General features: G+C 72.3%; 20 protein-coding genes and 1 pseudogene. 10 read left to right on the top strand and 11 right to left on the bottom strand.

Annotated elements, in window-relative coordinates; translation table 11 throughout:
- Positions 1-711: 711 nt before the first annotated feature.
- Both Ani05nite_RS05830 and Ani05nite_RS05825 read right to left on the bottom strand, forming a co-directional pair.
- Complete coding sequence (locus tag Ani05nite_RS05830; RefSeq protein WP_203765803.1) at positions 712-1716, bottom strand: TAXI family TRAP transporter solute-binding subunit; 1005 nt, start codon at positions 1714-1716, stop codon at positions 712-714.
- Positions 1713-4250, bottom strand: coding sequence for a TRAP transporter permease (locus tag Ani05nite_RS05825; protein ID WP_239129355.1), 2538 nt, complete (start codon positions 4248-4250; stop codon positions 1713-1715). The genes Ani05nite_RS05830 and Ani05nite_RS05825 overlap by 4 nt, the downstream gene beginning before the upstream one ends.
- Positions 4251-4382: 132 nt before the next feature.
- Between Ani05nite_RS05825 and Ani05nite_RS05815 the strand changes: the two genes are divergently transcribed.
- Positions 4383-5261 carry a CDP-alcohol phosphatidyltransferase family protein gene (locus Ani05nite_RS05815; protein WP_203765802.1) on the top strand — a complete coding sequence of 293 codons (879 nt, stop codon included), beginning with the start codon at positions 4383-4385 and terminating at the stop codon, positions 5259-5261.
- A gap of 147 nt (positions 5262-5408) precedes the next feature.
- Here the strand turns inward: Ani05nite_RS05815 and Ani05nite_RS05810 are convergent, their stop codons facing one another.
- The gene (locus Ani05nite_RS05810) at positions 5409-6053 is read right to left on the bottom strand and encodes a response regulator transcription factor (RefSeq protein WP_203765801.1); all 645 of its coding nucleotides are present in this window, start codon (positions 6051-6053) and stop codon (positions 5409-5411) included.
- Complete coding sequence (locus tag Ani05nite_RS05805) at positions 6044-7279, bottom strand: sensor histidine kinase (protein ID WP_239129354.1); 1236 nt, start codon at positions 7277-7279, stop codon at positions 6044-6046. Before Ani05nite_RS05805 ends, Ani05nite_RS05810 begins: the two co-directional genes overlap by 10 nt.
- 13 nt (positions 7280-7292) lie before the next feature.
- Here Ani05nite_RS05805 and Ani05nite_RS05800 point away from each other — a divergent pair.
- From Ani05nite_RS05800 to Ani05nite_RS05785, 4 genes and pseudogenes are all read left to right on the top strand, one after another.
- Positions 7293-7916: pseudogene (locus Ani05nite_RS05800) on the top strand (ABC transporter ATP-binding protein); the annotation flags it as partial.
- A 116-nt stretch (positions 7917-8032) separates the two neighbouring features.
- Positions 8033-8785: a hypothetical protein gene (locus Ani05nite_RS05795; protein ID WP_203765798.1), complete on the top strand. Its 753-nt coding sequence runs from the start codon at positions 8033-8035 to the stop codon at positions 8783-8785.
- A gap of 77 nt (positions 8786-8862) precedes the next feature.
- A complete protein-coding gene (locus Ani05nite_RS05790) occupies positions 8863-10368 on the top strand; it encodes an alpha/beta fold hydrolase (RefSeq protein ID WP_203765796.1) in 1506 nt (501 codons plus the stop codon).
- Positions 10369-10452: 84 nt separating this feature from the next.
- Complete coding sequence (locus Ani05nite_RS05785) at positions 10453-12141, top strand: AMP-binding protein (protein WP_203765794.1); 1689 nt, start codon at positions 10453-10455, stop codon at positions 12139-12141.
- A 234-nt stretch (positions 12142-12375) separates the two neighbouring features.
- On the opposite strand, the gene Ani05nite_RS05780 is transcribed toward Ani05nite_RS05785, so the two are convergent.
- Entirely contained in the window at positions 12376-13992 is a 1617-nt protein-coding gene (locus Ani05nite_RS05780; protein WP_203765793.1) for an AMP-binding protein, read from the bottom strand.
- Positions 13993-14076: 84 nt separating this feature from the next.
- Here Ani05nite_RS05780 and Ani05nite_RS05775 point away from each other — a divergent pair, with 84 nt between their 5' ends.
- Both Ani05nite_RS05775 and Ani05nite_RS05770 read left to right on the top strand, forming a co-directional pair.
- The gene (locus tag Ani05nite_RS05775) at positions 14077-14910 is read left to right on the top strand and encodes a LuxR C-terminal-related transcriptional regulator (protein ID WP_239129353.1); all 834 of its coding nucleotides are present in this window, start codon (positions 14077-14079) and stop codon (positions 14908-14910) included.
- A 10-nt stretch (positions 14911-14920) separates the two neighbouring features.
- Positions 14921-15946, top strand: a complete 1026-nt coding sequence (locus Ani05nite_RS05770) for a LacI family DNA-binding transcriptional regulator (RefSeq protein WP_203765791.1) — start codon at positions 14921-14923, stop codon at positions 15944-15946.
- A 10-nt stretch (positions 15947-15956) separates the two neighbouring features.
- Here Ani05nite_RS05770 and Ani05nite_RS05765 read toward each other — a convergent pair whose 3' ends face one another.
- Complete coding sequence (locus Ani05nite_RS05765; protein WP_203765790.1) at positions 15957-17357, bottom strand: glycosyl hydrolase; 1401 nt, start codon at positions 17355-17357, stop codon at positions 15957-15959.
- Positions 17358-17430: 73 nt separating this feature from the next.
- Complete coding sequence (locus tag Ani05nite_RS05760; protein ID WP_239129351.1) at positions 17431-18435, bottom strand: LacI family DNA-binding transcriptional regulator; 1005 nt, start codon at positions 18433-18435, stop codon at positions 17431-17433.
- Between the two features lie 16 nt (positions 18436-18451).
- Between Ani05nite_RS05760 and Ani05nite_RS05755 the strand changes: the two genes are divergently transcribed.
- Together Ani05nite_RS05755 and Ani05nite_RS05750 are read left to right on the top strand one after the other, a co-directional pair.
- Entirely contained in the window at positions 18452-19477 is a 1026-nt protein-coding gene (locus Ani05nite_RS05755) for a zinc-dependent alcohol dehydrogenase (protein ID WP_203765789.1), read from the top strand.
- Between the two features lie 20 nt (positions 19478-19497).
- A complete protein-coding gene (locus Ani05nite_RS05750) occupies positions 19498-21195 on the top strand; it encodes an FAD-dependent oxidoreductase (protein WP_275410503.1) in 1698 nt (565 codons plus the stop codon).
- Between the two features lie 36 nt (positions 21196-21231).
- Here the strand turns inward: Ani05nite_RS05750 and Ani05nite_RS05745 are convergent, their stop codons facing one another.
- The gene (locus tag Ani05nite_RS05745) at positions 21232-22356 is read right to left on the bottom strand and encodes a glycoside hydrolase family 12 protein (RefSeq protein WP_203765788.1); all 1125 of its coding nucleotides are present in this window, start codon (positions 22354-22356) and stop codon (positions 21232-21234) included.
- A gap of 309 nt (positions 22357-22665) precedes the next feature.
- Here Ani05nite_RS05745 and Ani05nite_RS05740 point away from each other — a divergent pair, with 309 nt between their 5' ends.
- Positions 22666-23016, top strand: a complete 351-nt coding sequence (locus tag Ani05nite_RS05740) for a histone-like nucleoid-structuring protein Lsr2 (RefSeq protein ID WP_203765787.1) — start codon at positions 22666-22668, stop codon at positions 23014-23016.
- 72 nt (positions 23017-23088) lie between these two features.
- Here the strand turns inward: Ani05nite_RS05740 and Ani05nite_RS05735 are convergent, their stop codons facing one another.
- Genes Ani05nite_RS05735 through Ani05nite_RS05725 form a run of 3 tightly spaced genes read right to left on the bottom strand, consistent with a single transcriptional unit; the run spans position 23089 to position 26632 of the window.
- Positions 23089-25158 carry a xanthine dehydrogenase family protein molybdopterin-binding subunit gene (locus Ani05nite_RS05735; RefSeq protein ID WP_203765785.1) on the bottom strand — a complete coding sequence of 690 codons (2070 nt, stop codon included), beginning with the start codon at positions 25156-25158 and terminating at the stop codon, positions 23089-23091.
- Positions 25155-26144: an FAD binding domain-containing protein gene (locus Ani05nite_RS05730; RefSeq protein WP_203765783.1), complete on the bottom strand. Its 990-nt coding sequence runs from the start codon at positions 26142-26144 to the stop codon at positions 25155-25157. Before Ani05nite_RS05730 ends, Ani05nite_RS05735 begins: the two co-directional genes overlap by 4 nt.
- A complete protein-coding gene (locus Ani05nite_RS05725) occupies positions 26141-26632 on the bottom strand; it encodes a 2Fe-2S iron-sulfur cluster-binding protein (RefSeq protein WP_203765781.1) in 492 nt (163 codons plus the stop codon). The genes Ani05nite_RS05730 and Ani05nite_RS05725 overlap by 4 nt, the downstream gene beginning before the upstream one ends.
- Positions 26633-26687: the final 55 nt, after the last annotated feature.

The following is a 26687-nucleotide window of genomic DNA, read 5'->3' as shown; positions in this document are numbered from 1 at the left end:
CGCCCCCTCGCCCCCTCGCCCCCTCGCCCCCTCGCCCCCTCGCCCCCTCGCCCCCTCGCCCCGGATCTTGATGAGTCGCTGTCCATTTGGAGGCCTTGCGGCCACAAGATCCAGCGCGGGTCAGAGCTCCCAAGGGTGTCGGGGCCGCGAACGTGGTCGGAGCACTCCGCGCGAGACTGGGAAGCTGAGCACGGAAACCCGCGAACACCATGTCGCCTCGGCCGGGGCGGAGGCGACGCCGACCGGAAGTGACGAAGCACCTGACCGACAGGGGCCGAGACCCGCCAGTCGCCAGTCGCCGGTCGCGGGTCGCCGCCGGTCGCCGGTCGCCGGTCGCCGGTCGCGCGGGTCGCCGGTCGCCGCCGGTCGCCGGTCGCCGGTCGCGGGTCGCCGGTCGCGCCGGTCGCCGATCGACTGAGGCCGGAGGCGCAAGCCACCGAGCCGCGGCCAAGACCCATGGCGCGGCAACCACCGGCTGCCACCGCAGACCCGCCCGCGAAGGGCACCCGACCGGACCACACCACGGCCTGGCGGGATGTTCCTAAGCGCGGATCAACCTGACTTCCCGGAGTGAGGCATCCCCGCCCCCAGCCCCACCATGCACCCACCAGAAACCGACTGGAACAAAGCACGGACCCCGCAATCGGCGGGAGCGACGGTCAGCACCATGCAACCAGGCACGACATGGCCCTCAAGAATTTGATCTTTCCTTTAGCGCGGAGCGTTCAGCTTGTCCAGGGCCGCGACCGCGCCGCGGTGCAGCACCACCGGCTCCGTCCTGCGGGCCTTGTCCAGGCTGATCTCCTTCGCCGCGGCGTTGGCCTGTTCGAGCTGCGGCTTGCGTTCGAACAGGGTTTTCGTCAGCACGCAGGCCACGTTCGCGTCGAGGTTGTCGCGGACGAGCAGGAGGTTCGGCACGACGATGGTCGGCACGTCCGCCGGGGTCTTGTAGGCGGCGGCCGGGATCGTGCCCGTCTCGTAGACAGGGTTGATCTTTTGCAGTTCCGGCAGCAGGCCGGTGACGTCCAGGAACTGCACCTGCCCGGCCGACGTGGTCAGCAGGTCGGTGATGCCCGGGGTGGGCAGGCCACCCGACCAGAACAGCGCGTCGATCGAGCCGTCCTTCATCCCGTCGACCGTCTTGACCAGGTCCAGCCGTTGGGCCTGGATGTCCTTGTCCGGGTCGAGGCCCGCCGCCTTCAGCATCCGCTTGGCGATCACCTCCGTGCCGGACTTGGGGGAGCCGGTCGAGACGCGCTTGCCCTTCATGCCCGCGACGTCCTTGATGCCCGCCGCCTTGCGCACGATGACCTGCGTGTAGTTGGTGTGGATGCGGGCGAGCGCCTGCACCGGCTGCCTGGTGGTGAAGCTGTTGACGCCGTTCACCGCGTCGGCGGCGCTGTCGGCCAGCGAGAACGCCACGTCGAACTCGCCCGCGACGAGCTGCTGGATGTTCTGCACGGAGGCGCCGGTCTCCGACGCCGTCGCCTTGAGTTTGCCGCCGGCCGCGCCGATCTGCTCGGCGAACGCGTTGCCGAGCGCGAAGTAGACGCCGGTCGCGTTGCCGGTGGCGATGCCGATCCGGGTCTCCTTGGCGACCTCGCAGGTCACCGCGCCGCCGGTGTCCTGCGTGGCGGCGTCCTGCTTGCCGCCGCACCCGGTCAGCGCGGCGGCGGCGAGCGTGCCGGCGGCGGCCAGCGCGAAAGTCTTCCTCATGGCGTGGTCCTCCCCGTTCGATGGATGATGGCGATCCCCGCAGCGAGAGCGAGCGCGACGGCGCCGGCCGCGATGGTGAACGGCGCCAGATAGAGCAGGAGCAGCCCGGCGAGCCCGCCCAGGACGCGGCTGGCCGGTCCGGCCGCGCCGACGCCGGGCACCCAGCCGCCGGTGGCCACGGCCAGGCCGACCACCGCGAGTACGGCGACGGCCGTGGCCCAGACGATGCCGGTCGCCGGGCCGCGGGCGAGCAGGTACTCGCCGGGGTCGGTGAGCACGAACGCGATGGGTGCCAGGAACGCGGGCAGCGCGTACTTGAGCGCCTGCCACATCGTGGGCACGGTGCGGCCGCCGGTGATCGCGCTGGCGCCGACCGCCGCGAGGGCGGTCGGCGGCGTGACCTCGGACAGCACCGAGTAGTAGAAGACGAACATCGCGGCGGCGGGCGCCGAGACGCCGAGCGCCAGCAGCGCCGGCCCGATGATCACCCAGCCGATGATGAAACTGGCGGTGACCGGCACGGCGAGCCCGAGGATCGCCAGCGCGACGGCCGCCAGCACGACGGTCAGCGCCAGCACCGCGGTCGGGTTGTCGGTGACCGCGCGGGCGCCGCCGACCAGCAACGACGCCAGCTGGGCGCCGAGGCCGGTCTTCGTCGTGGTCGCCGTGATGATGCCCGCGGCGGCGCAGACGGCGACCACGGGCAGCACGCCGCGGACACCGGCCGACAACGCGGCGAACAACCGTCCCGGGGTGAGCCAGGAACGCCGGTCCAGGAAGGACAGCGCCGCGGCCAGCAGCGTCGCATAGACCACCGCCCGGGTGGCGCTCTGCCCGACGGCGAGCAGAACGACGATCATCACCAGCGACGAGAAGTGGTAGCCGAAGCGGCCCAGCAGCCGCCACACGCTGACCTGCGGCACCTCGACGGGCCGCACCCGGAACCGCCGCACGTCGATCTCGACCGCGAGCAGAATGCCCAGGTAGTACAGGACGGTGGGAATCATCGCCCAGCCGAGCACGGTCAGATAGGAGACGTCGAGGTACTCGGCCACGATGAACGCGGCCGCCCCCAGCGTCGGCGGGGAGAGAATCGCCCCGACCCCGGCGGCCGCGAGCATGCCGCCGGCCTGCTCGGCCGGATAACCGGCCCGGCGCAACAACGGCCAGGTGACCGCGCCGACACTGACGGCCGTCGCGGTTCCGGAACCGGAAACGGTGCCGAGCAGAAAGCCGGCGGCGACGGCGGTACGCCCGGCAGCGCTGCGCGACTTGCGGAACGCCGCGACGGACAGGTCGACGAAGAAGCGGCTCGCCCCCGACAGGTCCAGCACGGCCCCGTAGATCGTGAACAGCACGATGTAGGTGGCGGCCACATCCAGCGGGGTGCCGTAGAAGCCGCTGCCCGAGTTGTAGAGCGCGTCGACGATCTGGGCGAAGTCCAGGCCGGAGTGGGCGATGGACCAGTCCTGCGGCAGCAGGCCGCCGTAGTAGCCGTAGGCCAGGAAGGCCAGGCAGACCACGGGAAGGGCCAATCCGGTGGTACGGCGGCAGGCCTCGACGACGAGCACGAGCAGGACCGCGCCGGCGATGACGTCGGCGGTGTCGAGCAGGCCCTGACGGTTGAGGAACTCGTTGTAGCCGCCGGTGAGGGGGTTGAGCGGGTAGAGGCAGACCAGCAGGGTGAGGGCGGCCAGGGTCCAGTCGAGGGGGGTGGGGAGGTCTCGGCGGGTGGTTTTCCCTTCCGTCGGCCTTTTCCTGTCCCTGGTCTCGTTCCGGTCCCTGGTCTCGACCGGCTTCTCGGACGGCTCGAGGTGGTTCGTCGGGGCTGGGGGTTCCGTTCTTCCGGGTTGCTGTTCCTGTTCCTCTTCCTCGTCCGACTCCTGCTTCTGGTCCTCGACCGGCTTGAGGTCGTCCGCCGGCCCCGGCGGTCCGGGCCTTCCCGTCCTCGGCTGCGGCTCCTGGTCCCGCTGCTGCTCCTGGTCTCGCTGCCGCTCCTGCCTCCGCTCCCGCTCCTGGTCCTCGACCGGGCTGAGCCCATCTGCCGGTTTTGGCGGCCCGCTCCTTCCAGCCCTCCGCTCCTCCTCCCTTCTCCTCTCCCTCTCTTCGCTCGGGTGGACACCGTTCGCCGGTCCCGGCGACCCGGCCGTCTCCCGCCATCGCTGGGGTGCGGGGTCGTTCGTCCTTCTGATCGGGGAGCCGGCGCGGTAGACCAGGAAGACGAGCGGAAGCGTGCCGGACAAGAAGATGATCAGGTAGAACTGGCTGCCCTGGGCGAGCGGCCGGAACACCTGCCAGAGCACCAGCAGCGCGACGGCGAAGGCGACGACCGCGACGCCGATGCCGATCCGGCCGGTCAGCGCCCGGGCGGGACGCTCCTCGTCGTCGAAGTGCACCGCCGCCGGGTCGGCGAGCGGGGTGTCGGCGGGCCGATCGAGAGCCGCCACGGAAGCCCCCGGATCCACCGTGGAGGCGAGGCCGTCGGGGCCGTCCTGGGCTGCCGTGCGGCCGGTCCGATATCGACCGTCGACCATGAACGGACCGTACTCTGCACGATCCGGCTTGTAACCTGTCATTGACGCGACTGTGGACAACTCAGGACACCAACTAGTCACAAAACGGGCAAAAGTAGTTTCCGCGTCTCGGCCGAGCCGTTGATACCGGTTATGGTGCGTCGCTCTTCACTGCAGGACATCCGCGAGCAGACCTACAAGGTCCGGGATGCGTGGTGGACCGTTCTGCTCGTCGATCCGCTCGCGGCGAGGCTGGTCCGCCTCGTCGCCCCCTACCGGTGGATCACCCCGAACCTGCTGACCGTGCTGGCGATGCTGCTGGGCGTGGGATCGGCGGCGTGCTTCCTGGCCCAGGACCGCTGGTGGCTGATCGCGGGGGCGGCGCTGTTCCACCTGAGCTTCGTCGTGGACTGCATGGACGGCAAGGTGGCCCGGCTGAACGGGACCGGCTCCATGTTCGGGGCCTGGTTCGACTTCATGTTCGACCGGCTCCGCGTGTTCATGTGCGCGGCCGCCCTGTTCGGCGGCCAGTGGGCGCGCACCGGACACGTGGCATTCCTCTGGACGCTGGTCGTGGTGACGTTCCTGGATCTGTTCCGCTACCTGAACTCCCAGCAGATGGCGAAGACCCGGCAGAGCATGCGCGAGCTGCTGGAGGAGGCGCGCGGCACGGCATCGGAAGAACCGCTGACCGACATGCCGATGCCTCCGCACGGACTGCGCGCCCGCTTCCGCGCCGCGCTGCTGCAGCGCCGCATCCGGACGCATCTGTTCAGCGGCATCGAGTTCGAGATGACCGTCTTCATCATCGGCCCGCTGACCGGACAGGTCATCGCCACCTCGGTGGTCGCGGGCACGCTGCTCGTGGGCTTCGAGGCGCTGCTGATCGTCAAGCTGTGGCGGGCGACCCGCGGCTTCCCGGTGGCGCTGGCCAAGGCCGAGGCGACGGCGGCGTTGCGCAGGCAGCCGCCGGTGCGGCCGGAGAGCCGTGACGAGGAGTTCGAGCTCAGCGAGACCAGCCCGATCCGATAGCTCGGGCGGGGCTCGGCGCGGCGCGCGGCGAGCCCCCTGGCAGCGCCCGGGCACGCGATCCCGCTCGGCCGATCCGTGGTGGCGGCCCCGCCGGACGGCCTCACCGGCCCGTGGGGTCCTGCGTTGCTTGCTGGTCATCGGCTGCCCCTACCTGTCTCCGAGATACTTGAGGACCGCCAGGACGCGGCGGTGATCGGTGTCGGTCGGCGGCAGGTCCAGCTTCGCGAAGATGTTGCTCACGTACTTCTCCACCGCGCTGTGGCTGACGCCGAGCGTGTCGACTATCCCGTTGTTGGAGCGTCCCTCGGCCATCAGTCGCAGCACCTCCAGCTCGCGGGGGGTCAACCGGGCGCGGAAGTCGGGCCGCCGGCGCACCATGAGCTGACCGACCACCTCCGGGTCGAGCGCCGTGCCACCGTCAGCCACCCGGCGCAACGCATCGAGAAAGTCCCGAACCCGGGCCACCCGGTCCTTGAGCAGATAGCCGACCGAGCTCGTGGCCGCCGACAGCAGGTCGTGGGCGTACCGCTCCTCGACGTACTGCGACAGCACCAGGATCGCGATCTTGGGATAACGGCCGCGGATCGCCAGCGCGGCGCGGATGCCCTCGTCGGTGTGGGTCGGCGGCATCCGGACGTCGACGACGACCACGTCGGGCTCGTGCTCCGCGACCGAGCGCAGCAGCTCCTCGCCGTCGCCCACGGCGGCCAGCACATCGAAGCCGCCATCGGTGAGCAGCTTGGTCAGCCCCGCGCGCAGCAGCACCGAATCCTCCGCCAGGATCAGCCGCACGGCAGCACCACCTTGATGACCGTCGGGCCGCCGACCGGGCTGCTCAGCGTCAGTGTGCCGTCCACCGAGGCGGTCCGCTGGATCAGTCCGGCAATTCCGCCCCCGGGCTTGGCGGTGGCGCCACCGCGGCCCTCGTCGGCGACCTCGATATGCAATTTGCTCCCTCGGCGAGTAATGGTGACGGAGGCGATCAGCGCTCGCGAGTGCTTGGCCACGTTGGTCAGCGCCTCGGAAACGACGAAGTAGGCCACTGCTTCGATCGACGGCGGGCAGCGTGGCTGCACCGTGACGGAAACGTGGATCGGGATCTTCGCCCGCGCGGCGAGACCGGAGATGGCGGCGTCCAGACCGCGGTCGTTGAGCACCGCCGGATGCAGTCCCCTCACGAACTGACGGAGCTCGCTCAGCGCCGACAGCGCCTCGTCGTGCGCCGCCACGATCGCATCGGCCTCGGGCGACGGCTCGGTGATCGCCTCCCGGGCCATGCCGAGATTGAGAGCCAGGGACAACAGCCGCTGCTGCGCGCCGTCGTGCAGGTCACGTTCGATGCGCCGACGCTCCTCGTCGGTGGCCAGGACGATCTCGGCGCGGCTGCGCCGCAGCCAGTCCACCCGCTCTTTGAGGATCTCGACGTTGGTGGGCCCGAGCAGGCGTCTGGCCGTGTCCCGATCGTGGCGCACGAAGCGCCGGGCCGCCGGCGGCGCCAGGATCAGCGCCGTCGCGGGCACGGCGATCAACAACGCCCAGGTGTGGTAGGCGAGCTGGCGTCCGGTGCTGCGCAGGGTCCAGGCCGGCTCGGGGATGGTGACGTCGAGCAGGCGTTGGAACCGCAACCGGTGCAGCACGGCAACCTCGTGCACGAACCAGGCGAGGACGAGCGGCAGGGTCAGCCCGGCGAGGACGTAGAGGACGACCAGCAGCGCGCCGCCGGACGGGCCGCTCACCAGGCTGACGAGCGCCGCGCCCCACAGGATCACCAGCAAGGTGAACATGGCGGCGGCGAGCATCGACAGCGCGGCGCCGATCAGGAGGTGGCATATCGACCGCCCGGTCGTCATGCGGTCCATCGGGAAGAAGCAGATGTCCACGTCGTCGACCGTAAGCAGCCGGGGCGGGCGGGGCCATCCGGAAAACCGCGGGCGGAGGGTAGGGAAATCCCCACCCTCGGCAGCGCGCACACCCCACTGACGGCGGACCGCCGGGCCGGAAACCTGGGAGGCGGCCACGGAGGAGGGCGTCATGATCGAGGCAACAAACCTGACCAAGCGGTACGGCGACAGGTACGCGGTGGAGGACTTGACCTTCACCGTCCGGCCGGGCATGGTCACCGGCTTCCTGGGGCCCAACGGCGCCGGCAAGTCGACGACGATGCGGCTGATCCTGGGGCTGGACCGGCCGACCCGCGGCTCGGTGACGGTGAACGGCAGGGCGTACGCGGCTCATCGCACGCCGCTGCGGGAAGTCGGCGCGCTGCTGGAAGCTCGAGCCGTGCATCCGGGTCGCAGCCCGTACCACCATCTGCTGGCTCTCGCCCGGTCCAACGGCCTGCCCCGGTCCCGGGTCCTGGACGTCATCGACGCCGTCGGCCTGACCGAGCTGGCCAGGCGTCGCGCCGGCCGTTTCTCGCTCGGCATGCAGCAGCGGCTCGGCATCGCGACCGCACTGCTGGGCGACCCGCACACCCTGATCCTCGACGAGCCGCTCAACGGCCTCGACACGGAGGGCATCCGCTGGGTCCGGGGTCTCCTGCGGGATCTCGCCGGCCAGGGCCGCACGGTCTTCGTCTCCTCCCACCTCATGACCGAGATGGCGCTGACCGCGGAGCACGTGGTGGTGATCGGCAAGGGCCGCCTGGTCGCCGACACCGGCCTGGCGAGCCTGATCGCCGAATCCGGCCACAGCTCGCTGGAGGACGCGTTCGTCGACCTCACCGGCGCGGCCACCGAGTTCCGCTCCCCGGCCCGAGACGGGGCCGACCGATGAGCGTGCTGCGCGCCGAGCTGATCAAATTCCGCTCGGTCTACTCCACCGCCTGGTCGCTGCTCAGCGCCGTCACCCTGATCGTCGGCTTCGGCATCCTCTACGCGATGGTGCGGGTCTCCCGCCCACCGGCCGATCCGGCGGGCTTCGACGCGGTGGGCGTCAGTCTCGCCGGCGTCCAGGTCGCGCAGTTCGCCGTCGGGGTGCTCGGGGTCCTGGTGATCACGAACGAGTACGCCCACGGCCTGATCCGGACGACGTTCGCAGCCGTTCCCCAGCGTGTCCCGGTCCTCGCAGGCAAGGCCGCGGCGCTCGCCGGCGTGGTCTTCGCGGTGAGCCTGCCGGCGGTGGTCGGCGCCTTCATCGCCGGCCAGTCCGTGCTGGCGGCGGAGCACCTCGACGTCTCGTTCTCGGAGCCCGGGGCAGCGCGGGCGATCGTCGGCGCCGCGCTGTATCTGGCCGTGGTCGCGGTGATCGGGCTGGGCGTGGGCGCGACCCTGCGCCATACCGCCGGTGGCGTCACGGCGGTGTTCGGGGTCCTGGTCGGGCCACAACTGCTGACCGGCTTCCTTCCCACGGGCCTGGCCGAGGACGTGTACCGCTGGTCGCCCGCCCCCGCCGGCCTCGCGATCACCACGGTCCACCACGACTCGACGTCGCTCGCCGCGGGGCCGGGCTTCGCCGTCCTCCTGCTCTACGCCGCCGGGTTGCTGGCGTTGGGGGCATGGCGGCTGCACCACAGCGACGCCTGACGCCGTCCGGGTCTGCCGACAGTACCTGCCGCGCCGGCTCACTTCTGCCGATCATCCGCTCACACGAGGAGTGCAATGTGTTGACCGTCACCGCCAGCCTCGGCGTCATCGCCGCCATGACCCTGACCGCCGGGACGTTGGTCGCCGCTCCGCCCGGCGCGGCTCCACATCAGACAATATCCGCGATCTCCTGGCACCCGTGCGCCCTGGGGCCGGATGACGCCGAAGGTCGCGCCCTCGACGAGGCCGGCGTCGAGTGCGCCGACGTGACCGTGCCGCTCGACTACGCCAAGCCGGACGGCCGGACCATCGCCGTGGCCATCGCCCGCAGCCGAGGCGCCGACGGCGCGCACCACATCGGCTCCCTGATCATCAACCTCGGTGGTCCCGCGTCCCCGGTGCTCGACCGGGTTCCGCTCGCCCGGGCCGCGATGGGCGCGACGGGCGAACGCTTCGACCTGATCGGCATGGACCCCCGCTTTGCCGGGCGCAGCACACCGGTCGACTGCCGGTGGCCCGCGTACTGGCTGCCGCGGTCGGCGGGCGCCGACCGGGCCGGCTTCGACGCGATGGTGTCCCTTGACCGCAGCCTCGCCCGCGGCTGCTCACGGGCCGACCACGAGTTGCTGCGCCACGCGTCGACGGCAGCCATGGCCCGCGACATGGACCGGATCCGGGAGGCGCTGGGCGAGCCGAAGATCTCCTACCTGGGCTACTCGCAGGGCACCTACCTCGGCGCTGTCTACACCCAGCTGTTCCCCCGGCGGGCCGACCGGATGGTGCTGGACAGCGCGATCGATCCCGCCCTGTCCGGCACCCGCGTGCTGCGTAACACGGCGGCGGGACGCGAGGCTGGGCTGCGGGAGTGGGCGGTGTGGGCCGCCGAGCGCGACGCCGACTACCACCTGGGTACAACGGCCGGGGCCGTGCTCGACACCGTCCGGCGCGTCTATGCGGCTTCCGCCCGGCGCCCGCTCGCGGTGGGCCCGTACGCGGTGGACGACACGCTGGTGCCGGCTCTGCTGACCGCGCCGCTGACCGACGACACGGAGAACGAGGAGCTGGCCGAGGTCGTCGGCGTGCTGACCCGGGCCGCCGGCGGAGTGCCCGTGCAGCCCACCGAGGAGATGTCGGCGACGCTGGCCAGCCTCCTGCGGGGCGCGGGTTCGGCGACGCACACCGCCCAGACGGCGATTCTCTGCGGTGACGCCGCCGTCCCCCGCGACCCGGAGGTCTACTGGCGTGACATCCAGCGGCACCGGGCCGCCTCGCCGCTGTTCGAGCCGCTCGCTCGCACGATCACGCCCTGCGCCTTCTGGCCCCGACCGCCCGCCGTGCGGCCTGTGGCGGTGCACAACGGCGTACCCGCTCTGATCGTGCAGGCCGAGAAGGACGTCAATTCCCAGCTGCCCGGCGCGCAGGCGTTGCACCGGACGCTGACCGGCTCACGGATGATCGTCCTGGAGGGGGCGCGGACCCATGGTGTGTACCTCTTCCGGCAGGCGGGCTGTGTCGATGACGCCGTCAACGCGTACCTGGGAAGTGGCCGGTTGCCGGCGACCGACCTGACGTGTGCCGAGTGACGGCGAAGCCGCCACCCCCGCCCGGGGGTGGCGGCCGACCCCCACGGCGAGGCAGGCTGACGCGGACCGGCCCGAGGAGGAGACATGGCGGCGAATGACGGTACGGCGGCGTTCCGCGAGGCCCGGGACTTCCTGCTGGAGCATCGGGAGAACTACGCCGAGGCCTACGCGCGGTTCGGCTGGCCGCAGCTCGGCGAGTTCAACTGGGCGCTCGACTGGTTCGACGTGATCGCGGAGGGCAACGACGATCCGGCCCTGTGGATCGTCGAGGAGGACGGCTCGGAGCAGCGGTTCTCGTTCGCCGAGATGGCGCACCGGTCGAACCGGGTCGCCTCCTGGCTGCGGGAGCGCGGGGTCCGGCGCGGCGACCGGATCGTGATGATGCTCGGCAACCAGGTGGAGCTCTGGGACACGATCCTCGCGGCGATGAAGCTGGGTGCGGTCATCATCCCGGCGACGCCGCTGCTCGGGGCGGCCGACGCCAAGGACAGGGTGACCCGCGGCGGCGCGCAGCACGTCATCGCGCTCTCCTCCGCCACCGACCGGTTCGCCGAGGCCGGTACGGAGGTCACCCGCATCGCGGTCGGCGCACCCGTCGACGGCTGGCACGCCTTCGCCGACGCCTACACCGGCTCGGCCGCCTTCACGCCGGACGGCGTCACCCGGGCGACCGACACCATCCTGCTCTACTTCACGTCCGGGACGACCGCGCGTCCGAAGCTGGTCGAGCACACCCACGCGTCCTATCCCGTCGGGCACCTGTCCACCATGTACTGGATCGGCCTTGAGCCGGGCGACATCCACCTCAACATCTCGTCGCCGGGCTGGGCCAAGCACGCGTGGAGCAACGTCTTCGCCCCGTGGAACGCGCAGGCCTGCGTGTTCATCCACAACTACACCCGGTTCGATCCGCCCCGGCTGCTGCACGAGATGCAACGCTGCGGGGTGACCAGCTTCTGCGCGCCGCCGACCGTGTGGCGGATGCTCATCCAGTCCGACCTCTCCGTGCTGCGGAACCCGCCACGCCTGGTGGTCGGCGCCGGCGAACCGCTGAACCCCGAGGTCATCGAGCAGGTGCAGAAGGCCTGGGGTGTCACGATCCGCGACGGCTTCGGCCAGACCGAGACGACGGTCCAGATCGCGAACACCCCCGGGCAGCCGGTACGGCCGGGCTCGATGGGCCGACCCGTACCGGGTTACCGGGTGGCGCTCATCGATCCGATGACCGGCGAGCACCGGGACGAGGGCGAGATCTGCCTCGAGCTGGATCCCCGCCCGCTGGGGCTGATGGTCGGCTATCACGGCGACGCCGAGTTGACGGCCAAGACCATGGCGAACGGCTACTACCACACCGGCGACATCGGCTCCCGGGACGCGGACGGCTACATCACCTACGTCGGCCGTACCGATGACGTCTTCAAGGCCTCGGACTACCGCATCTCGCCGTTCGAGCTGGAGAGCGTGCTGATCGAGCACGAGGCCGTGGTCGAGGCCGCCATCGTGCCGTCACCGGACGCGCTGCGGCTCAACGTGCCGAAGGCCTACGTGGTGCTGGCGGAGGGCTGGCCGGCCAACGACGAGACCGCGCAGTCGATCTTCGCGCACTGCCGCGCGCACCTGTCCCCCTTCCAGCGGGTGCGGCGGATCGAGTTCGCCGACCTGCCGAAGACGATCTCCGGCAAGATCCGTCGGGTGCAGCTCCGCGAGGCGGAACAGACCAAGCGCCAGTCCACGGACGCGACGCCGCCCGGCGAATACCTCGACCGGGGATAGCCGGGATCGAGGACACCAGCGGCTGAGGACAACTGGGAGGAGCGTCAACCACGGTCACGACAACCGACACAAGAAACAACCGCGGTCGCGGACAAACCAGAACGAGCCCGGCGGCAGGGCCCGGGGCGGACGGCCAAGCGGCCGAGCGGCCGAGCCACCGAACCACCGAACCAACAGCCGCCGACCCGCCAAGCGGAGGCCGGCGACATCGAGCCGCCCACCTCCAAGGCGCCCCTAAGCGTTACGAACCCCCGCAGCATCATGCAGATCCAAGATCTCCACCGCCCGCTCCCGCATCTCCACCTTGCGCACCTTGCCCGTCACCGTCATCGGGAAGCCCTCCACCACATGCACATACCGCGGCACCTTGAAGTGGGCCAACTTCCCCCGGCAGAATTCCCGCACCGCCTCGGCCGTCAACGGCTCCGCGCCCGGGCGCATCACCACCCACGCCATCAGCTCCTCGCCGTACCGCTGGTCCGGGACGCCGATCACCTGGACGTCCGACACGTCCGGGTGGGAGTACAGGAACTCCTCCACTTCCCTCGGGTACACGTTCTCGCCACCACGGATGACCAGGTCCTTGATGCGGCCGACGATGTTCAGGTAGCCGTCGGCGTCCATCGTGGCCAGGTCGCCCGTGTGCATCCAGCGGGCCTCGTCGATCGCCTCCGCGGTTGCCTCCGGCTGGTCCCAGTAGCCGAGCATCACCGAGTACCCGCGGGTGCACAGTTCTCCCGCCTGTCCGCGGGGCACCGGCCGGCCGGTTGCCGCGTCGACCACCTTGGACTCCAGGTGCGGCATCACCCGGCCCACCGTCTCGGTGCGGCGGTCCAGGCCGTCGTCGCGACGGGTCATCGTCGAGACCGGGGACGTTTCGGTCATGCCGTAGCAGATCGCCACCTCGGTCATGTGCATCTCCGCGACCACCCGTTTCATCACCTCCACCGGGCACGGCGAGCCCGCCATGATCCCGGTGCGCAGGGACGACAGGTCGTACTCGGCGAAGTCGGGCAGGCCCAGCTCGGCGATGAACATCGTCGGGACGCCGTACAGGGACGTGCATTTCTCCTGGGCGACCGCCCGCAGCGAGGCCGCCGGGTCGAAGCCCTGGGCCGGCAGCACCATGCACGCGCCGTGGGAGGTGGCCGCCAGGTTGCCCATCACCATGCCGAAGCAGTGGTAGAGCGGCACCGGGATGCAGATCCGGTCCCGTTCGGTGTAGCCGACCAGTTCGCCGACGAAGAAGCCGTTGTTGAGGATGTTGTGGTGCGACAGGGTCGCGCCCTTGGGGAAGCCCGTCGTGCCCGAGGTGTACTGGATGTTGATCGGGTCGTCGAAGGCCAGCGTCGCGGCCCGTTCGTCCAGCGTCGCGCCCCGGCCCGCGGTGATCAGGTCGTCCCAGTCGGTGGTGCCGATGAAGACCGTCGCGGTGAAGCCGGTTTCGGCGATCATGCCGCGGTAGTCGCTCGTCTTGAACGCGACCGCGCTGACCAGCAGGCGCAGGCCCGACTGGCGGAGCACGTAGGCCAGCTCGTGGGTCCGGTAGGCCGGGTTGACGTTCACCAGGATCGCGCCGATCTTGGCCGTCGCGTACTGGGTGATGACCCATTCCGCGCAGTTCGGCGCCCAGATGCCGACCCGGTCGCCCTTCTCGATGCCCCGGGCCAGCAGGCCGCGGGCGACCTCGTTGACCGCCTCGTCGAGCTGCGCGTACGTCCAGCGGCGGCCGGTGGGCACGTCCACCAGCGCCTCGCGGTCGCCGTGCGTGGCGACCGTGCGTTCGAAGTTCGCGCCGATGGTCTCGCCGAGCAGCGGCACGTCGGAGGTTCCGGAGGCATAGGACAGCATTTCTGCAGCATGGGCCGGTCCGGCGGGCGGCGCCACCCCCGATCAGGGGTGGACCTCGCACCCGGTGCGCGACATGCTGGTGACGTGCTCGAAACAGCCGACCTGTCCGCCGCGCTCGGTCGCGTCCGGCGGGTCACCGGGCTGCCGGTCGCGTTCGGCGGCGCCGTGGCCGCGGATGCCCGGGCCATGCGGCTGACCGCGTTCGCCGGCACGATGACCGCCGCCCTGCACGGGCTGGTGGTCAGCGCCGGGCACGGTCTCGGCGGGCAGGTCGTCAGCACGGCGCGGCCGGCCCGGGTCGAGGACTACGCCGCCGACCCGCGGATCAGCCACGAGTACGACAAGCCGGTCACCGCCGAGGGGCTGCGGGCCATCGCCGCCGTGCCGGTCGTGGTGGGCGGTTCGGTCCTGGCGGTGCTCTACGCCGGCACGCGCGAGCCGCTCGCGGTGGACACCCGCGCCCTCGACGCGATGAGCCAGGTGGCGGCCCGGGTCGGCACCGAGCTGACCGTCCGCCGGGAGGTGCAGCGCCGGATCGCCGAGCTGGAGACGACGGCGGCCCTGACCCGCCCCCGCCCGGCCGCCCCCGAGTGGGAGGACGTCCGGCAGGCGCACGCCGACCTGCGCACCATCGCCCAGGAGGTGGCCGACCCCGCCCTGCGGTCCCGCCTGCAGGAGGTGTGCGCGCTGCTCGCCCAGTCCGGCGCGCCGGCCCGGTCGCCCAACCCGTTGTCGCCGCGGGAGCTGGACGTGCTGGCCATGGTCGCGGTGGGCTGCGGCAACGCCGAGGCCGCCCGCCGGCTCGGCCTGCTGCCGGAGACGGTCAAGAGCTATCTGCGCAACGCCATGCGCAAGCTGGGCACCCACGGCCGCGTCGAGACGGTCGTCACGGCTCGGCGGCTCGGCTATCTGCCCTAGGGTCACGGGGGTGAAGAGACCGACGATCGCCGATATCGCCCGTGAGGCCGGGGTCTCCAAGGGGGCCGTGTCGTACGCGCTGAACGACCGGCCCGGCGTCTCCGAGCAGACCCGCGCGCGGATCCTGGCGATCGCCGACCGGCTCGGCTTCCGGGCCAGTGCCGCCGCCCGGGCGCTGGCCGGCGCGCCCGCCAAGGTCGTCGGGCTGGCGTTGCGGCGGCCCGCCAGCACGCTCGGCGTGGAGCCGTTCTTCATGGAGCTGGTCAGCGGGCTGGAGGCCGAGCTGTCCACCCGCTCGTACGCGCTGCTGTTGCAGATGGTGCCCGACGACGACCCGGCGGCCGAGATCGAGGTGTACCGGCAGTGGTGGATCGAGGGCCGGGTCGACGGTGTGCTGCTGTGCGACGTCCGCGCGGAGGACCCGCGGGTGCCGGCCGTCGCACGGATCGGGCTGCCGGCCGTCGTGGTCGGCCCGCCGACCGAGGGCGAGCTGCTGCCCAGCCTCTGGTCCGACGACGCGGTGTCGGTCACCGAGGCGGTCGAGCACCTGGCCGGGCTGGGTCACCGCCGGATCGCCCGGGTGGCCGGCATCCCCGAGCTGGCGCACACCGGCGCCCGCAGCCGGGCCTTCGCCGCGAGCTGCGAGCGGCTGGGGATCACCGGGGCGACGACGGTCTGGACGGACTACACCGGGGAGGCCGGCGCGCGGGCGACCCGGGAGCTGGTGGCGGCCCGCCCCCGGCCCACCGCGATCGTGTACGACAACGACATCATGGCGATCGCCGGGCTGGCCACCGCGCAGGAGCTGGGTCTCGCCGTGCCGGCGGACCTGTCCATCGTGGCCTGGGACGACTCGCCGATCTGCGGGCTCGTGCATCCGCCGCTGACCGCGCTCACCCGCGACATCGTCGCGTACGGCGCGAACGCCGCCCGGCTGCTGCTGGCGGCCATCGCGGGCGAGCAGGTGCACAGCCGGCTCGACGAGCCCGCCCACCTGGTCGCCCGCGCCAGCACCGCGCCGCCACCGGCCGACTGAGCGGACGAGCTCAGGCCGGCACCGTCCACCGCTGGTTGCCCTTGCCGTTGCAGGTCCAGATCTGCAGCCGGGTCCCGTTGCCCGTGCCCTCGGCGACCGCGTCCAGGCATCGCCCGCTGGCCGGATTGACCAGGCTCTGCGCCTGCGCGTCGAACACCCAGCGCTGATTCGGGTTGCCGGCGACGCAGTCCCAGATCTGCACCCGGGTGCCGTCCGCCCGCCCTCCGCCGGTCACGTCGAGGCACTTGCCGAGCGCCCGGACCGTACCGTCGGTCCCCGCCGTCCAGGCCTGCGCGGTGCCGCCGGCGTCGCAGTCGTAGAGCTGCACCGGCGTGCCGTTGGCGGGGTCGGCGGCCTGGACGTCCACGCACCGGCCGCTCGCGACGCCGCGGATCTTGCCGGCCGCCGTCCCGCCCTGGCCGCCGATGGTGATCCCGCCGCGGTTGAGCACCCGCGGGCTCAGGTAGCTCGCCCGCACGCCGGCGTCGGTGTTGTACGCCGGGTCGGTGAGCCATTCGGCCCAGACCATCCACCAGGCCCAGCGCGGCTGCGCGTCCATCAGCGCCGGGCTCGGCACGCGGCCCACCTCGGCCAGCGCGATCGGCTTGCCGCCCGCGACGGCCAGCAGCGCCTGGTAGTCGGCCGCGCTCGGCTCCAGCTTGACCCAGACGTCGAGGCTGGCCACGTCGACGTAGGACGCGCCGGGCCAGTAGTCGGCGATCGCGCCCATCGACAGGTCCTTGACGTTCCAGACCCAGACCAGGTTGGTCAGGCCCTGCGCGGTCAGGTAGTCGTGCTCGATCTGGTAGAGCCGGCGGCTGCCGCCGGCCCCGGGGCGGCCGCCCCACCAGGACCAGCCGTCGTTCATCTCGTGGATCGGGCGCCACAGCACCGGTACGCCCGCATCCCGCAGCTGCCGCAGGTACGGCACCACCTCGTCGAGCCGCCGCCGGAAGGCGGTGTTCAGCGCGGACCCGTCGGTGAGCAGCTGGCTCCACTGGCTGTCGGACAGGTGGCTGAGCACCCCGCCGGCGTCCCAGTTGCACGTCGGGCCGGTCGTCGGCGGGCACAGGTGCCAGGTCAGCGCCACCACCGAGCCGTCCCGCCACTGCCGGATCGCCTCGCTCACCATGGTCTGGCGGGCGTTGACGTCCTCGGGCAGGAACAGGAAGTCGCCGCCCCACAGGCCCGGGGTCCGGCCGGTGATGGCCTGGGCGGTCCGGGTGTACTTCGTGGGGTCGGTGTTGGGTTCACGGTTGTGCTGGCCGGAGATGGTGTGGCGCCCGGAGATGCCGGACAGGTAGCTGATCAGCTGGTCCCGGCCGGTGGCCGGGAACGCCTCGGCGCGGTGCACCCCGAGAACGGTCGCGATCAGGACGGCGACGGCGACGAGCGCGGTTGCCTTGCGCATGCCTACCTCCTCTTAACCGAGTAAGTAAGCCGGAACGGTAAAGGAACCTTTCGATATCTGTCAATGCCGGAAGTCAGGCCGGCCCGGTGCTGCGGCGCACCTCGAGCCGCCCGCTCTCGGCCCGTACCGGCGGCCGCACGTCCCCGTCGAGCGCCGCGAACAGCTGCGCCGCAGCCAGCCCCCCGTACGCGGCGATGTCCCGGCGGATCACCGTCAACGGCGGCCCCACGACCTGACACAGCGGCGAGTCCTCACACGCCACGATGGACAGATCCGCCGGCACGGCCAGCCCCAGCTCCCCCGCGACCCCGAGCCCGGCGACGGCCATGACGTCGTTGTCGTACACGATCGCGGTCGGCCGGTCCGGCGCCCGCAGCAGCTCGCGGGTGCGCTCGGCGCCGGCGCCGCCGGTGTAGTCGGCCCGCACGATGGTCAGCGCCATCCCCCGCTCGGCGCAGGACCGGGCCATCGTCTCGTCCCGGATCGTGGTGTGCACCATCCCGGCCGGGCCGCTGACCCGGGCCACCCGGACGTGTCCCAGGCCGGCCAGGTACGCCACCAACTCCCGGGTCCAGCCGGTGTCGTCGCACCAGGCGCCGGGCAGGCCGTCGTCGGGCGTGCTGGCGATCAGGGCGGCCGGCAGCCCCAGCCGGCGCACCTCGGCCAGCCGCGGGTCGTCCTCCCGGGGGTCGCAGATCAGCACCCCGTCGACCCGGCGTTCGGCGCTCCACCGGCGGTGCACCTGTGCCTCCTCCTCGAGATCGGCGACGAGCTGGAGCGCCAGGCCGAACCCGCGCCCGGCCAGCTCGGCCTGGATGCCGGCGATGAGCTGACGCCGGAAGACCTCGACGGTCAGCGCGGCCGACGAGCGCAGCAGCACCAGACCGATCGCGTGGGCCGCGGCGCCGTGCAGGGCCAGCGCGGGCCCGTTGGCGCGGTAGCCGAGCTCGCGCGCGATGAGCAGGATGCGCTGGCGCAGGTCGGCGGAGACGCCGGGACGGTTGTTGAGGGCGTACGAGACGGCGATCCGGGACACGCCGGCACGCCGGGCGATGTCGGCCATCGTCGCTGCGCGCACGGCTTAGCGTAAACCCATGATGCTCAGGGTCGTCGTACAGCCGGACGGGGTACGGGTCATCGAGGCGGAGACGCCGCAGCCGGGGCCGGGCGAGGCGCAACTGCGGATGGTGGTGGCCGGCGTCTGCGGCTCGGACACCCACGCGCTGCGGGGCCGGCATCCGAACGTGCACCCGCCGTACGCGCCCGGGCACGAGGTCGTCGGGGTGGTCACCGCGGTGGGACCGGGCGTGACCACGGTCCGGGCCGGGCAGCGGGCCACCGTCGAGCCGGACCTGCCCTGCTGGGAGTGCAAGCAGTGCCGGGCCGGCCGGCAGAACCTGTGCGAGCGGCTCGGCTTCTTCGGCTGCGGCTCGGCGCAGGGCGCCATGGCCGAGACGTTCACCATCGACGCGCGCCGCCTGCACCTGGTGCCGGACGAGCTCGACGACGTGACCGCGGCGCTGATCGAGCCGCTGTCGACGCCGGTGCACGCGATCCGGCTGGCCGGCGGCGTCCGGGACCGGGCGGTGGCGATCCTCGGCGTGGGGACGATCGGGCTGTTGACGCTGAAGGTGGCGCGGGCGCAGGGCGCCCGGCGCATCGTCGCGACGGCCCGCTCGGCGCGGAGCCGGGAGCGGGCGCTGGCGTTCGGGGCGGACGCGGCGGTGGATGCCACGGCGGCGGACGCGGCGGATCGGGTACGCGCGGAGCTGGGCGAGAGCGCCGACGTGGTGTTCGACTGCGTGGCCGAGCAGTCCACGACGACGCAGGCGCTGGCCATCGCGGACAAGGGCGGGACCGTCGTCGTGGTGGGCGTGCCGGCCGGCGAGGTCACCGTGCCGCTGGCGCTGCTGCAGGACAGCCAGTTGCGGATCCAGGGCAGCGCGACGTACCTGCCGGAGGACTTCGCGGACGCGATGGCGCTGCTGCGTGACGGCGTGGTCACGGCCGCCGACTTCGTGACCGGGATCCGGCCGCTGCGCGAGGCGGCCGCGGCCTTCGCGGACGCCGAGAGCGGGGCCCACATCAAGGTGCTCGTCAAGTCTGGTTCCCCGGACTGAGACGTGGTGAGCTGTGCGGCATGACGGAACACGACATCGTCACTGACTACGACATAGTCGTCGTGGGCAGCGGGTTCGGCGGGAGTGTCACCGCGTTGCGGCTGACCGAGAAGGGTTACCGGGTCGGCGTGCTCGAGGCCGGCCGGCGCTTCACCCCCGAGACGCTGCCCAGGACGTCCTGGGATCTGCGGGCGTTCCTCTGGGCGCCCGCGCTCGGCCTGCGCGGCATGCAGCGGATCACCCTGCTGAAGGACATCGTCGTGCTCTCCGCGGCCGGGGTCGGCGGCGGCTCGCTGGTCTACGCGAACACGCTCTACCAGCCGCCGCCGGCGTTCTTCGCCGATCCGCGCTGGGCCGGGATCACCGACTGGGCCCGCGAGCTGGAGCCGCACTATGCGCAGGCCACGAAGATGCTCGGCGTCGCCGTGCAGCCCTCGATGACGCCGTCGGACGAGGTCATCCAGGCCGTCGCGCAGGACATGGGGGTCGGCGGCACGTTCCGGCGTACCCCGGTCGGGGTGTTCTTCGGCGAGCCCGGCAAGACCGTGCCGGATCCCTACTTCGGCGGGGCCGGGCCCGCGCGGACCGGGTGCATCGAGTGCGGCGACTGCATGATCGGTTGCCGGTACGGGGCGAAGAACCGGCTCGACCTCAACTACCTGTACCTAGCCGAGCGCGCCGGCGCCGTGGTGCACCCGGACACGACGGTCTCCGCCCTGCGCCCGGTCGACGGCGGCTGGGCGCTGACCACGTCGCAGGGCACGTTCACCGCCCGGGAGGTCGTACTGTCGGCCGGCGCCCTGGGCACGCAGCGGCTGCTGCACGCGATGAAGGACACCGGGGTGCTGCCGCGGCTCTCCGACCGGCTCGGCGCGCTGACCCGGACCAACTCCGAGGCGCTGCTCGGCGCGCAGACGGTGTCCGTACCGGAGAAGCCGTTCTCCCGGGGCGTGGCGATCACCTCGAGCTTCCACCCGGACGCCGAGACGCACATCGAGCCGGTCCGCTACGGGCCCGGCAGCAACGCGATGGGCCTGCTGACCACGCTGCTGGTGGACGGCGGGGGCCGGGTGCCGCGGCCGCTGCGCTTCCTCGGCCAGGCGCTGCGCCACCCGGTCATCCTGCTGCGGTCGATGTCGAAGCGGCGCTGGAGCGACCGGACGATCATCGCGCTGGTCATGCAGACCGTGGACAACTCGCTGACGGTACGGCGCACCAGGCGCGGCCGGCTCACCACCGGCCCCGGCCACGGCCCGGTCAACCCGACCTGGATCCCGGTCGGCCACGAGGCGGTACGCCGGATGGCCGCCAAGATCGGTGGTCATCCCGGCGGCTCGGTGGGCGACGTGTTCGACATCCCGATGACCGCGCACATCCTGGGCGGCGTGACCATCGGCGACTCCCCCGCCACCGGCGTGGTCGATCCCTACCAGCGGGTGTACGGCTACCCCGGCCTGCACGTGGTGGACGGCTCGGTGATCCCGGCGAACCTGGGCGTGAACCCCTCGCTGACCATCACCGCGCTGGCCGAGCGGGCCCTGTCGCTCTGGCCGAACAAGGGCGACGCCGACCCGCGGCCGGCGCTCGGCGCGCCCTACGAGAACGTCGGGCCCGTCGCGCCCCGGTCGCCCGCCGTGCCCGCCCACGCCCCGGCCGCCCTGCGGATCACCCCGGCGCCGGCGCGGGACCGGACGCCGGCCGCCCCGCCGCCGGGTTGATCGGCGACGGGGCGGGGCTGCTGGGGGACGGACGGGTCAGGCCCGGGTGCAGGCCGAACCGTTGAGAGTGAACGAGGACGGGGTGGCGAAGCTGCCGCTGTAGCTGCCCTGGAAGCCGAACGACGTGCTGCCGCCGGCCGGGATGCTGCCGTTGTGCGAGACGTTGCGGGCGGTCAGCGCGCCGCTGCTGCCCGACAGCGTGGCGTTCCACGAGCCGGTGATGCTCTGCCCGCTGGGGAGCGTGAAGCCGAGCGTCCAGCCGTTGAGCGCGCTGCTGCCGGTGTTGGCCACGGTCACGTTGGCCACGAAGCCGTTGCCCCACGAGTCCGCCGCGTAGGTCACCCGGCAGGCCGTGGTGCCGCCCGGCGGGGGCGTCGTGGTGGGCGGGGGCTGGGTGGACCCGCCGCCGTTGACCGCCGCCGAGAAGTTGGTGACGGCCAGGCCCGCGCCGCCGATCCACGGTTCGAAGCCGGCCTGGATGCTGGTCAGGTACCAGGAGCTGGTGATCGCGCCGCGGTTCTTCACGTCGTTGATGAAGTCCAGGACGCTGAAGCTCCAGCTGGCGATCGGGGACGGCGCGACGTACGAGATGACGTTGTTCGAGCCGTTGCTGCCCTGCCACACCTGCCAGGTGCGCCCGCCGATGGTGGTGTTGCCCACGACCGAGCCGATCGGCTGGATCGAGCCCTGCCGGTTGAACCAGATCATGATTTCCATGGCGTTGTTGCCGTCCCGGCGGGGGGACGGGTCCAGCCAGATGTCGTACGCGGCGTCGTAGGTGGCGCCGGAGACGTAGTTGTAGCTGATGCTGCTCGTCGCGCTGCTGATCTGGCTCACCTGCATCGGCAGGTTGGTGCCGGGCGAGCAGTTCGTGTAGTGACAGCCGACGAAGATGGCCGGGTAGGACACCGGCGCGCCACTGGTGCTGCCGACGCCCTGCTGACTGGTGATGGCGAATCCGGTGCCGGTGACATTGATGCACTGCTGGGCGGAGGTGCCCCAGCGGTTGTTCATCACCACGTAGCGGCCGCCGATGGTGGTGGAACCGTACTGATCGCAGATCTGGGTGTCCGCATTCGCGGGGCCGGCGGCGACGAACGCCGCGATCGTGCCGGCCGCCAGCAGGGTGGCCGCCGCGACGGCACGGATGACACGTCTCATGACTGCTCCTGGTGGTGGGGATGCCCCGGGGAAGGGGCGGCGTGGGAGCGCTCCCACGCAACGTACAACACATTGACGGGCGTGAGAAGTGTTGCGGCGAAGTTTCGGGAAGTTGTCCACGCCGGCCCGGCCACGCCGGCGCCCGGCCGGAGCCTTTCCCCCGGGCGGGCGCCGGCCGGCTACCCCGGAATGCGGAGATGATCTGCGCGACAGACAGCGCGGACAATTTGCACCCGTCGGCACGGACGGACAGAATGAATGCGCAGGAATTCTCAATGACAATGGCACCGTCCCGGGAGCAACCACATCATGGCCAAGCAGGTAATTACCCTTCTGACCGATGACCTCGACGGCGGCGAGGCCGACCGCACCGTCGAGTTCGGACTCGACGGTGTGAACTACACGATCGACCTGTCGGAGAAGAACGCCGGCAAGCTGCGCAAGGCGCTGGACCCCTATCTGTCCGTGGCCACGCGGGTCGGCCGGGCCGGCGCGGAGACCCGGTCCCCGCGCCGCGGCGCCGCCCCGGCGAGCACCGGCCGGGCCAGCCGCGACCAGAATCAGGCCATTCGCGAGTGGGCCGGCAAGAACGGCTACGAGGTTTCCGAGCGGGGCCGCATCCCGAGCTCCATCGTCGAGGCGTACCACAGCAAGCGATAGTGCCCCGATGACGGAAATCGGCGCCGCCCGATGGGCGGCGCCGATTTGTGCTTAAGGATGGTTAAGGCGTTCTCAGCCCAGGTGGGGCAGCAGCTTGTCGAGCCGCACCGGCAGGTCCCGCACGCGCACGCCGGTCGCGTGCCACACCGCGTTCACGATGGCCGCCGGCGAGCCGACGATGCCGATCTCGCCGATGCCCTTGCTGCCCATCGGGTTGACCGCCCGGTCCCGCTCGTCCAGCCAGTCCGCCTCGATGCTCTCGACGTCGGCGTGCGCCGGCACGTGGTACTCGGCCAGGTCGTGGTTCACCCAGTCGCCGGTGGCCGGGTCCAGCACGCCCTCCTCGTGCAGCGCCATGCCCAGGCCCATCGTCATGCCGCTGATGAACTGGCTGCGGGCGGTCCGGGGGTTCAGGACCCGGCCGACGGCGTACATGCCGAACAGCCGGGACACCCGCACCTCGCCGGTGTCGGCGTCCACCCGTACCTCCGCGAAGTGCGCGCCGTAGGCGTGCTTGCCCTCCTTCTCCTGCCGCTGCACCTCCTCGGTGCTGTCGTAGACCGCCTCCTCGGACCCGGACTCGCGCAGCGCCCGGCAGGCGCCGGTGACCGCCCAGCCCCACGACGCGCTGCCCGAGGAGCCGCCCGCCACCGAGGCCATCGGCAGCGTGCTGTCGCCGATCCGGACGTGCACCCGGCCGACGCCCACGCCGAGCTCGTCCGCGGCGATCTGGGTGAGGATGGTCCGGGCGCCGGTGCCGATGTCGGTGGCCGCCACCGCCACCTCGTAGCGGCCGTCCGGCAGCGCGCGCACCCGGGCGGTCGACGGCTGGGCCATCGTCGGATAGGTGGCCCCGGCCACGCCCGTGCCGACCCACCAGGCGCCCTCGCGCCGGCGGCGGGGCTGCGGGTCGCGGTCGGCCCAGCCGAACCGCTCCGCGCCCTCGCGCAGGCAGTCCAGGTAGTGCCGGCTGCTGAACGGGACGCCGGACTCCGGCTCGACCCGCGGCTCGTTGCGCACGCGCAGCTCGATCGGGTCCAGGCCGAGCCGCTCGGCCAGCTCGTCCATCGCGCACTCCAGGCCGAGCATGCCCGGGGCCTCGCCCGGCGCGCGCATCCAGCGCGGGGTCGGCACGTCCAGCCGCACCAGGCGATGGCCGGTACGCCGGTGCGGCGCGGCGTACATGTGCCGGGTGGCCACGGTGGTCTGCTCGGCGAACTCGTACAGCCGCGAGGTCTGCTCGACCGCCTCGTGGTCGATGGCGGTCAGCGTGCCGTCGCGCTCGGCGGCCAGCCGGATCCGCTGGATCGTCGGGGTGCGGTAGCCCACCATGCTGAACAGGGCCTGGCGGGGCAGGACGAGCTTCACCGGCCGGCCCACCACCCGGGCGCCCAGCGCGGCCAGCACGGCGTTGGGCCGCGCGGTGCCCTTCGAGCCGAAGCCGCCGCCGACGTGCTCGGTGATCACGTGCACCCGCTCGGCGGGCAGGCCGAGGACGGCCCCGACCGCCGCGGCCACGCCGGGCGGGTGCTGGTTGGAGTCGTACAGGACCAGGTCGTCGCCCGACCACACCGCGATGGTGGCGTGCGGCTCCATCGGGTTGTTGTGCAGCGCCGGGGTCCGGTAGGTCACGTCCACCGTGACCGGCGCGGCCGCGAAGGCCCCGGCGACGTCGCCGGACTCGGTGACGGCCGGGAACGCCGGGTTGACCTGCTCCGGGGTGTAGAGCCCGGGATGGTCGGCGGTCAGCAGCGCGTCGTGCGGCTCCTCGGTGATCTCCAACCGGATGACCTGGGCGGCGCGCCGGGCCGCCTCCGGCGTGCGGGCCACGACCAGCGCGAGCGCCTGCCCGCGGTAGCTGATCCGGGCCGACTGCAGGACGGCCAGCTCCGGGTCGTCGGACTCCTCGAGCCGCGGCGCGTTGCCGTGCCAGAGCACGGCCAGCAGGTCTTTGTCCTCGGTGGTCGGATCGACCACGACCCCGTCGAGGGTGCCGCGCGCCACCGGCGACTGGATCACCCAGGCGTGGGCGAGGTTCTCGACCGGGTACTCGGCGGCGTACCGGGCGGCGCCGGTGACCTTGGCGGGTCCCTCGATGCGGCCCAGCGGCGCGCCGACGGCGCGTTCGGTGACGGCGGTCATCGGCCCGCTCCGGTCAGCCGGGCCAGCGTCGCCGCCACCAGGTTGCGGATCAGCGTGACCTTGAAGGCGTTGTCCCGCAACGGTTCCGCGGCGGCCAGCTCGGCGTCCGCGGCGGCCAGGAAGGAGTCCCGGGTGGCGGGCCGGCCGAGCAGGGCCTGCTCGGCGGCGTAGGCCCGCCAGGGCCGGTGCGCGACCGCGCCGAAGGCGAGCCGGACGTCGTGCACCACGCCGTCCTCGGCGTGCACGGCCGCGGCCACCGAGCCCACGGCGAAGGCGTAGGACGCCCGGTCCCGCGCCTTGCGGTACGCCGACACCCGGGCCACCTCCAGCTCCGGCAGGTCGACCGAGGTGATCAGCTCCCCGTGCCGCAGCACGGTGTCCACCTGCGGCGTGTCGCCGGGCAGCCGGTGCAGCTCGGTCACCGGGATGTCACGCTCCCCGTCCGGTCCGGCCACCCGCACGGTCGCGCCCAGCGCGGCCAGCGCGACGGCCATGTCCGACGGATGGGTCGCCACGCAGTGCTCGGAGGCGCCCAGGACGGCCAGGTTGCGGTGGTCCCCGGTACGGGCCGGGCAGCCGCTGCCGGGCGCCCGCTTGTTGCACGGCTTGGTGGCGTCCATGAAGTACCGGCAGCGGGTGCGCTGCAACAGGTTGCCGCCGGTGGTGGCCATGTTGCGCAGCTGCCCGGAGGCGCCGGCCAGCAGCGCCTGGCTCAGCACCGGGTACGACCGGCGCACCTCCGGATGGGCGGCCAGTTCGCTGTTGCGTACCCCCGCGCCGATCCGCAGCCCGCCCCCGGGCAGCCGGGTCACCTCGTGCAGGGGCAGCCGGTTGATGTCCACCAGCACGTCCGGGGTGGCGACGCCGAGCTTCATCAGGTCGACGAGGTTGGTGCCGCCGGCCAGGTACGTGCCGCCGGGCGCGGTGGCCAGCAGCGACACGGCCGAGGCGACGTCGTCGGCCGGCGCGTAGCCGAAGGTCCTCATCGGCCGGCCGCCTGGGCGATGGCCGGGACGATGTTCGCGTACGCGCCGCAGCGGCACAGGTTGCCGCTCATCCGCTCCCGGATCTCCGCGTCGTCGAGGGGGCCGTCGTCGCCGTCCCGGGTCACCGCGCTGGGCCAGCCGCGCGCCACCTCGTCCAGCATGCCCACCGCCGAGCAGATCTGGCCGGGCGTGCAGTAGCCGCACTGGAAGCCGTCGTGGTCCAGGAAGCCCTGCTGCACCGGGTGCGGCTCCCGCTCGGTGCCCAGGCCCTCCACGGTGGTGACCGGGACGCCCTGCTGGCTGATCGCCAGGATCAGGCAGCTGTTCACCCGGCGGCCGTCCAGCAGGACGGTGCAGGCGCCGCACTGGCCGTGGTCACAGCCCTTCTTGGCCCCGGTCAGGTGCAGGTGTTCCCGCAGCGCGTCCAGCAGGGTGGTGCGGGGGTCGAGGTCGAGAGCGTGCTCGACGCCGTTCACGACGAGATCCATGGACGGCTCCTACCCGCGCCCCCGGGGTTCAACCGCGGTCCGGCGGGTACCAGCA

The organism is Actinoplanes nipponensis (assembly GCF_016862275.1).
GTDB lineage: Bacteria > Actinomycetota > Actinomycetes > Mycobacteriales > Micromonosporaceae > Actinoplanes > Actinoplanes nipponensis.
This window is presented reverse-complemented; position numbering and strand designations above follow the sequence as displayed.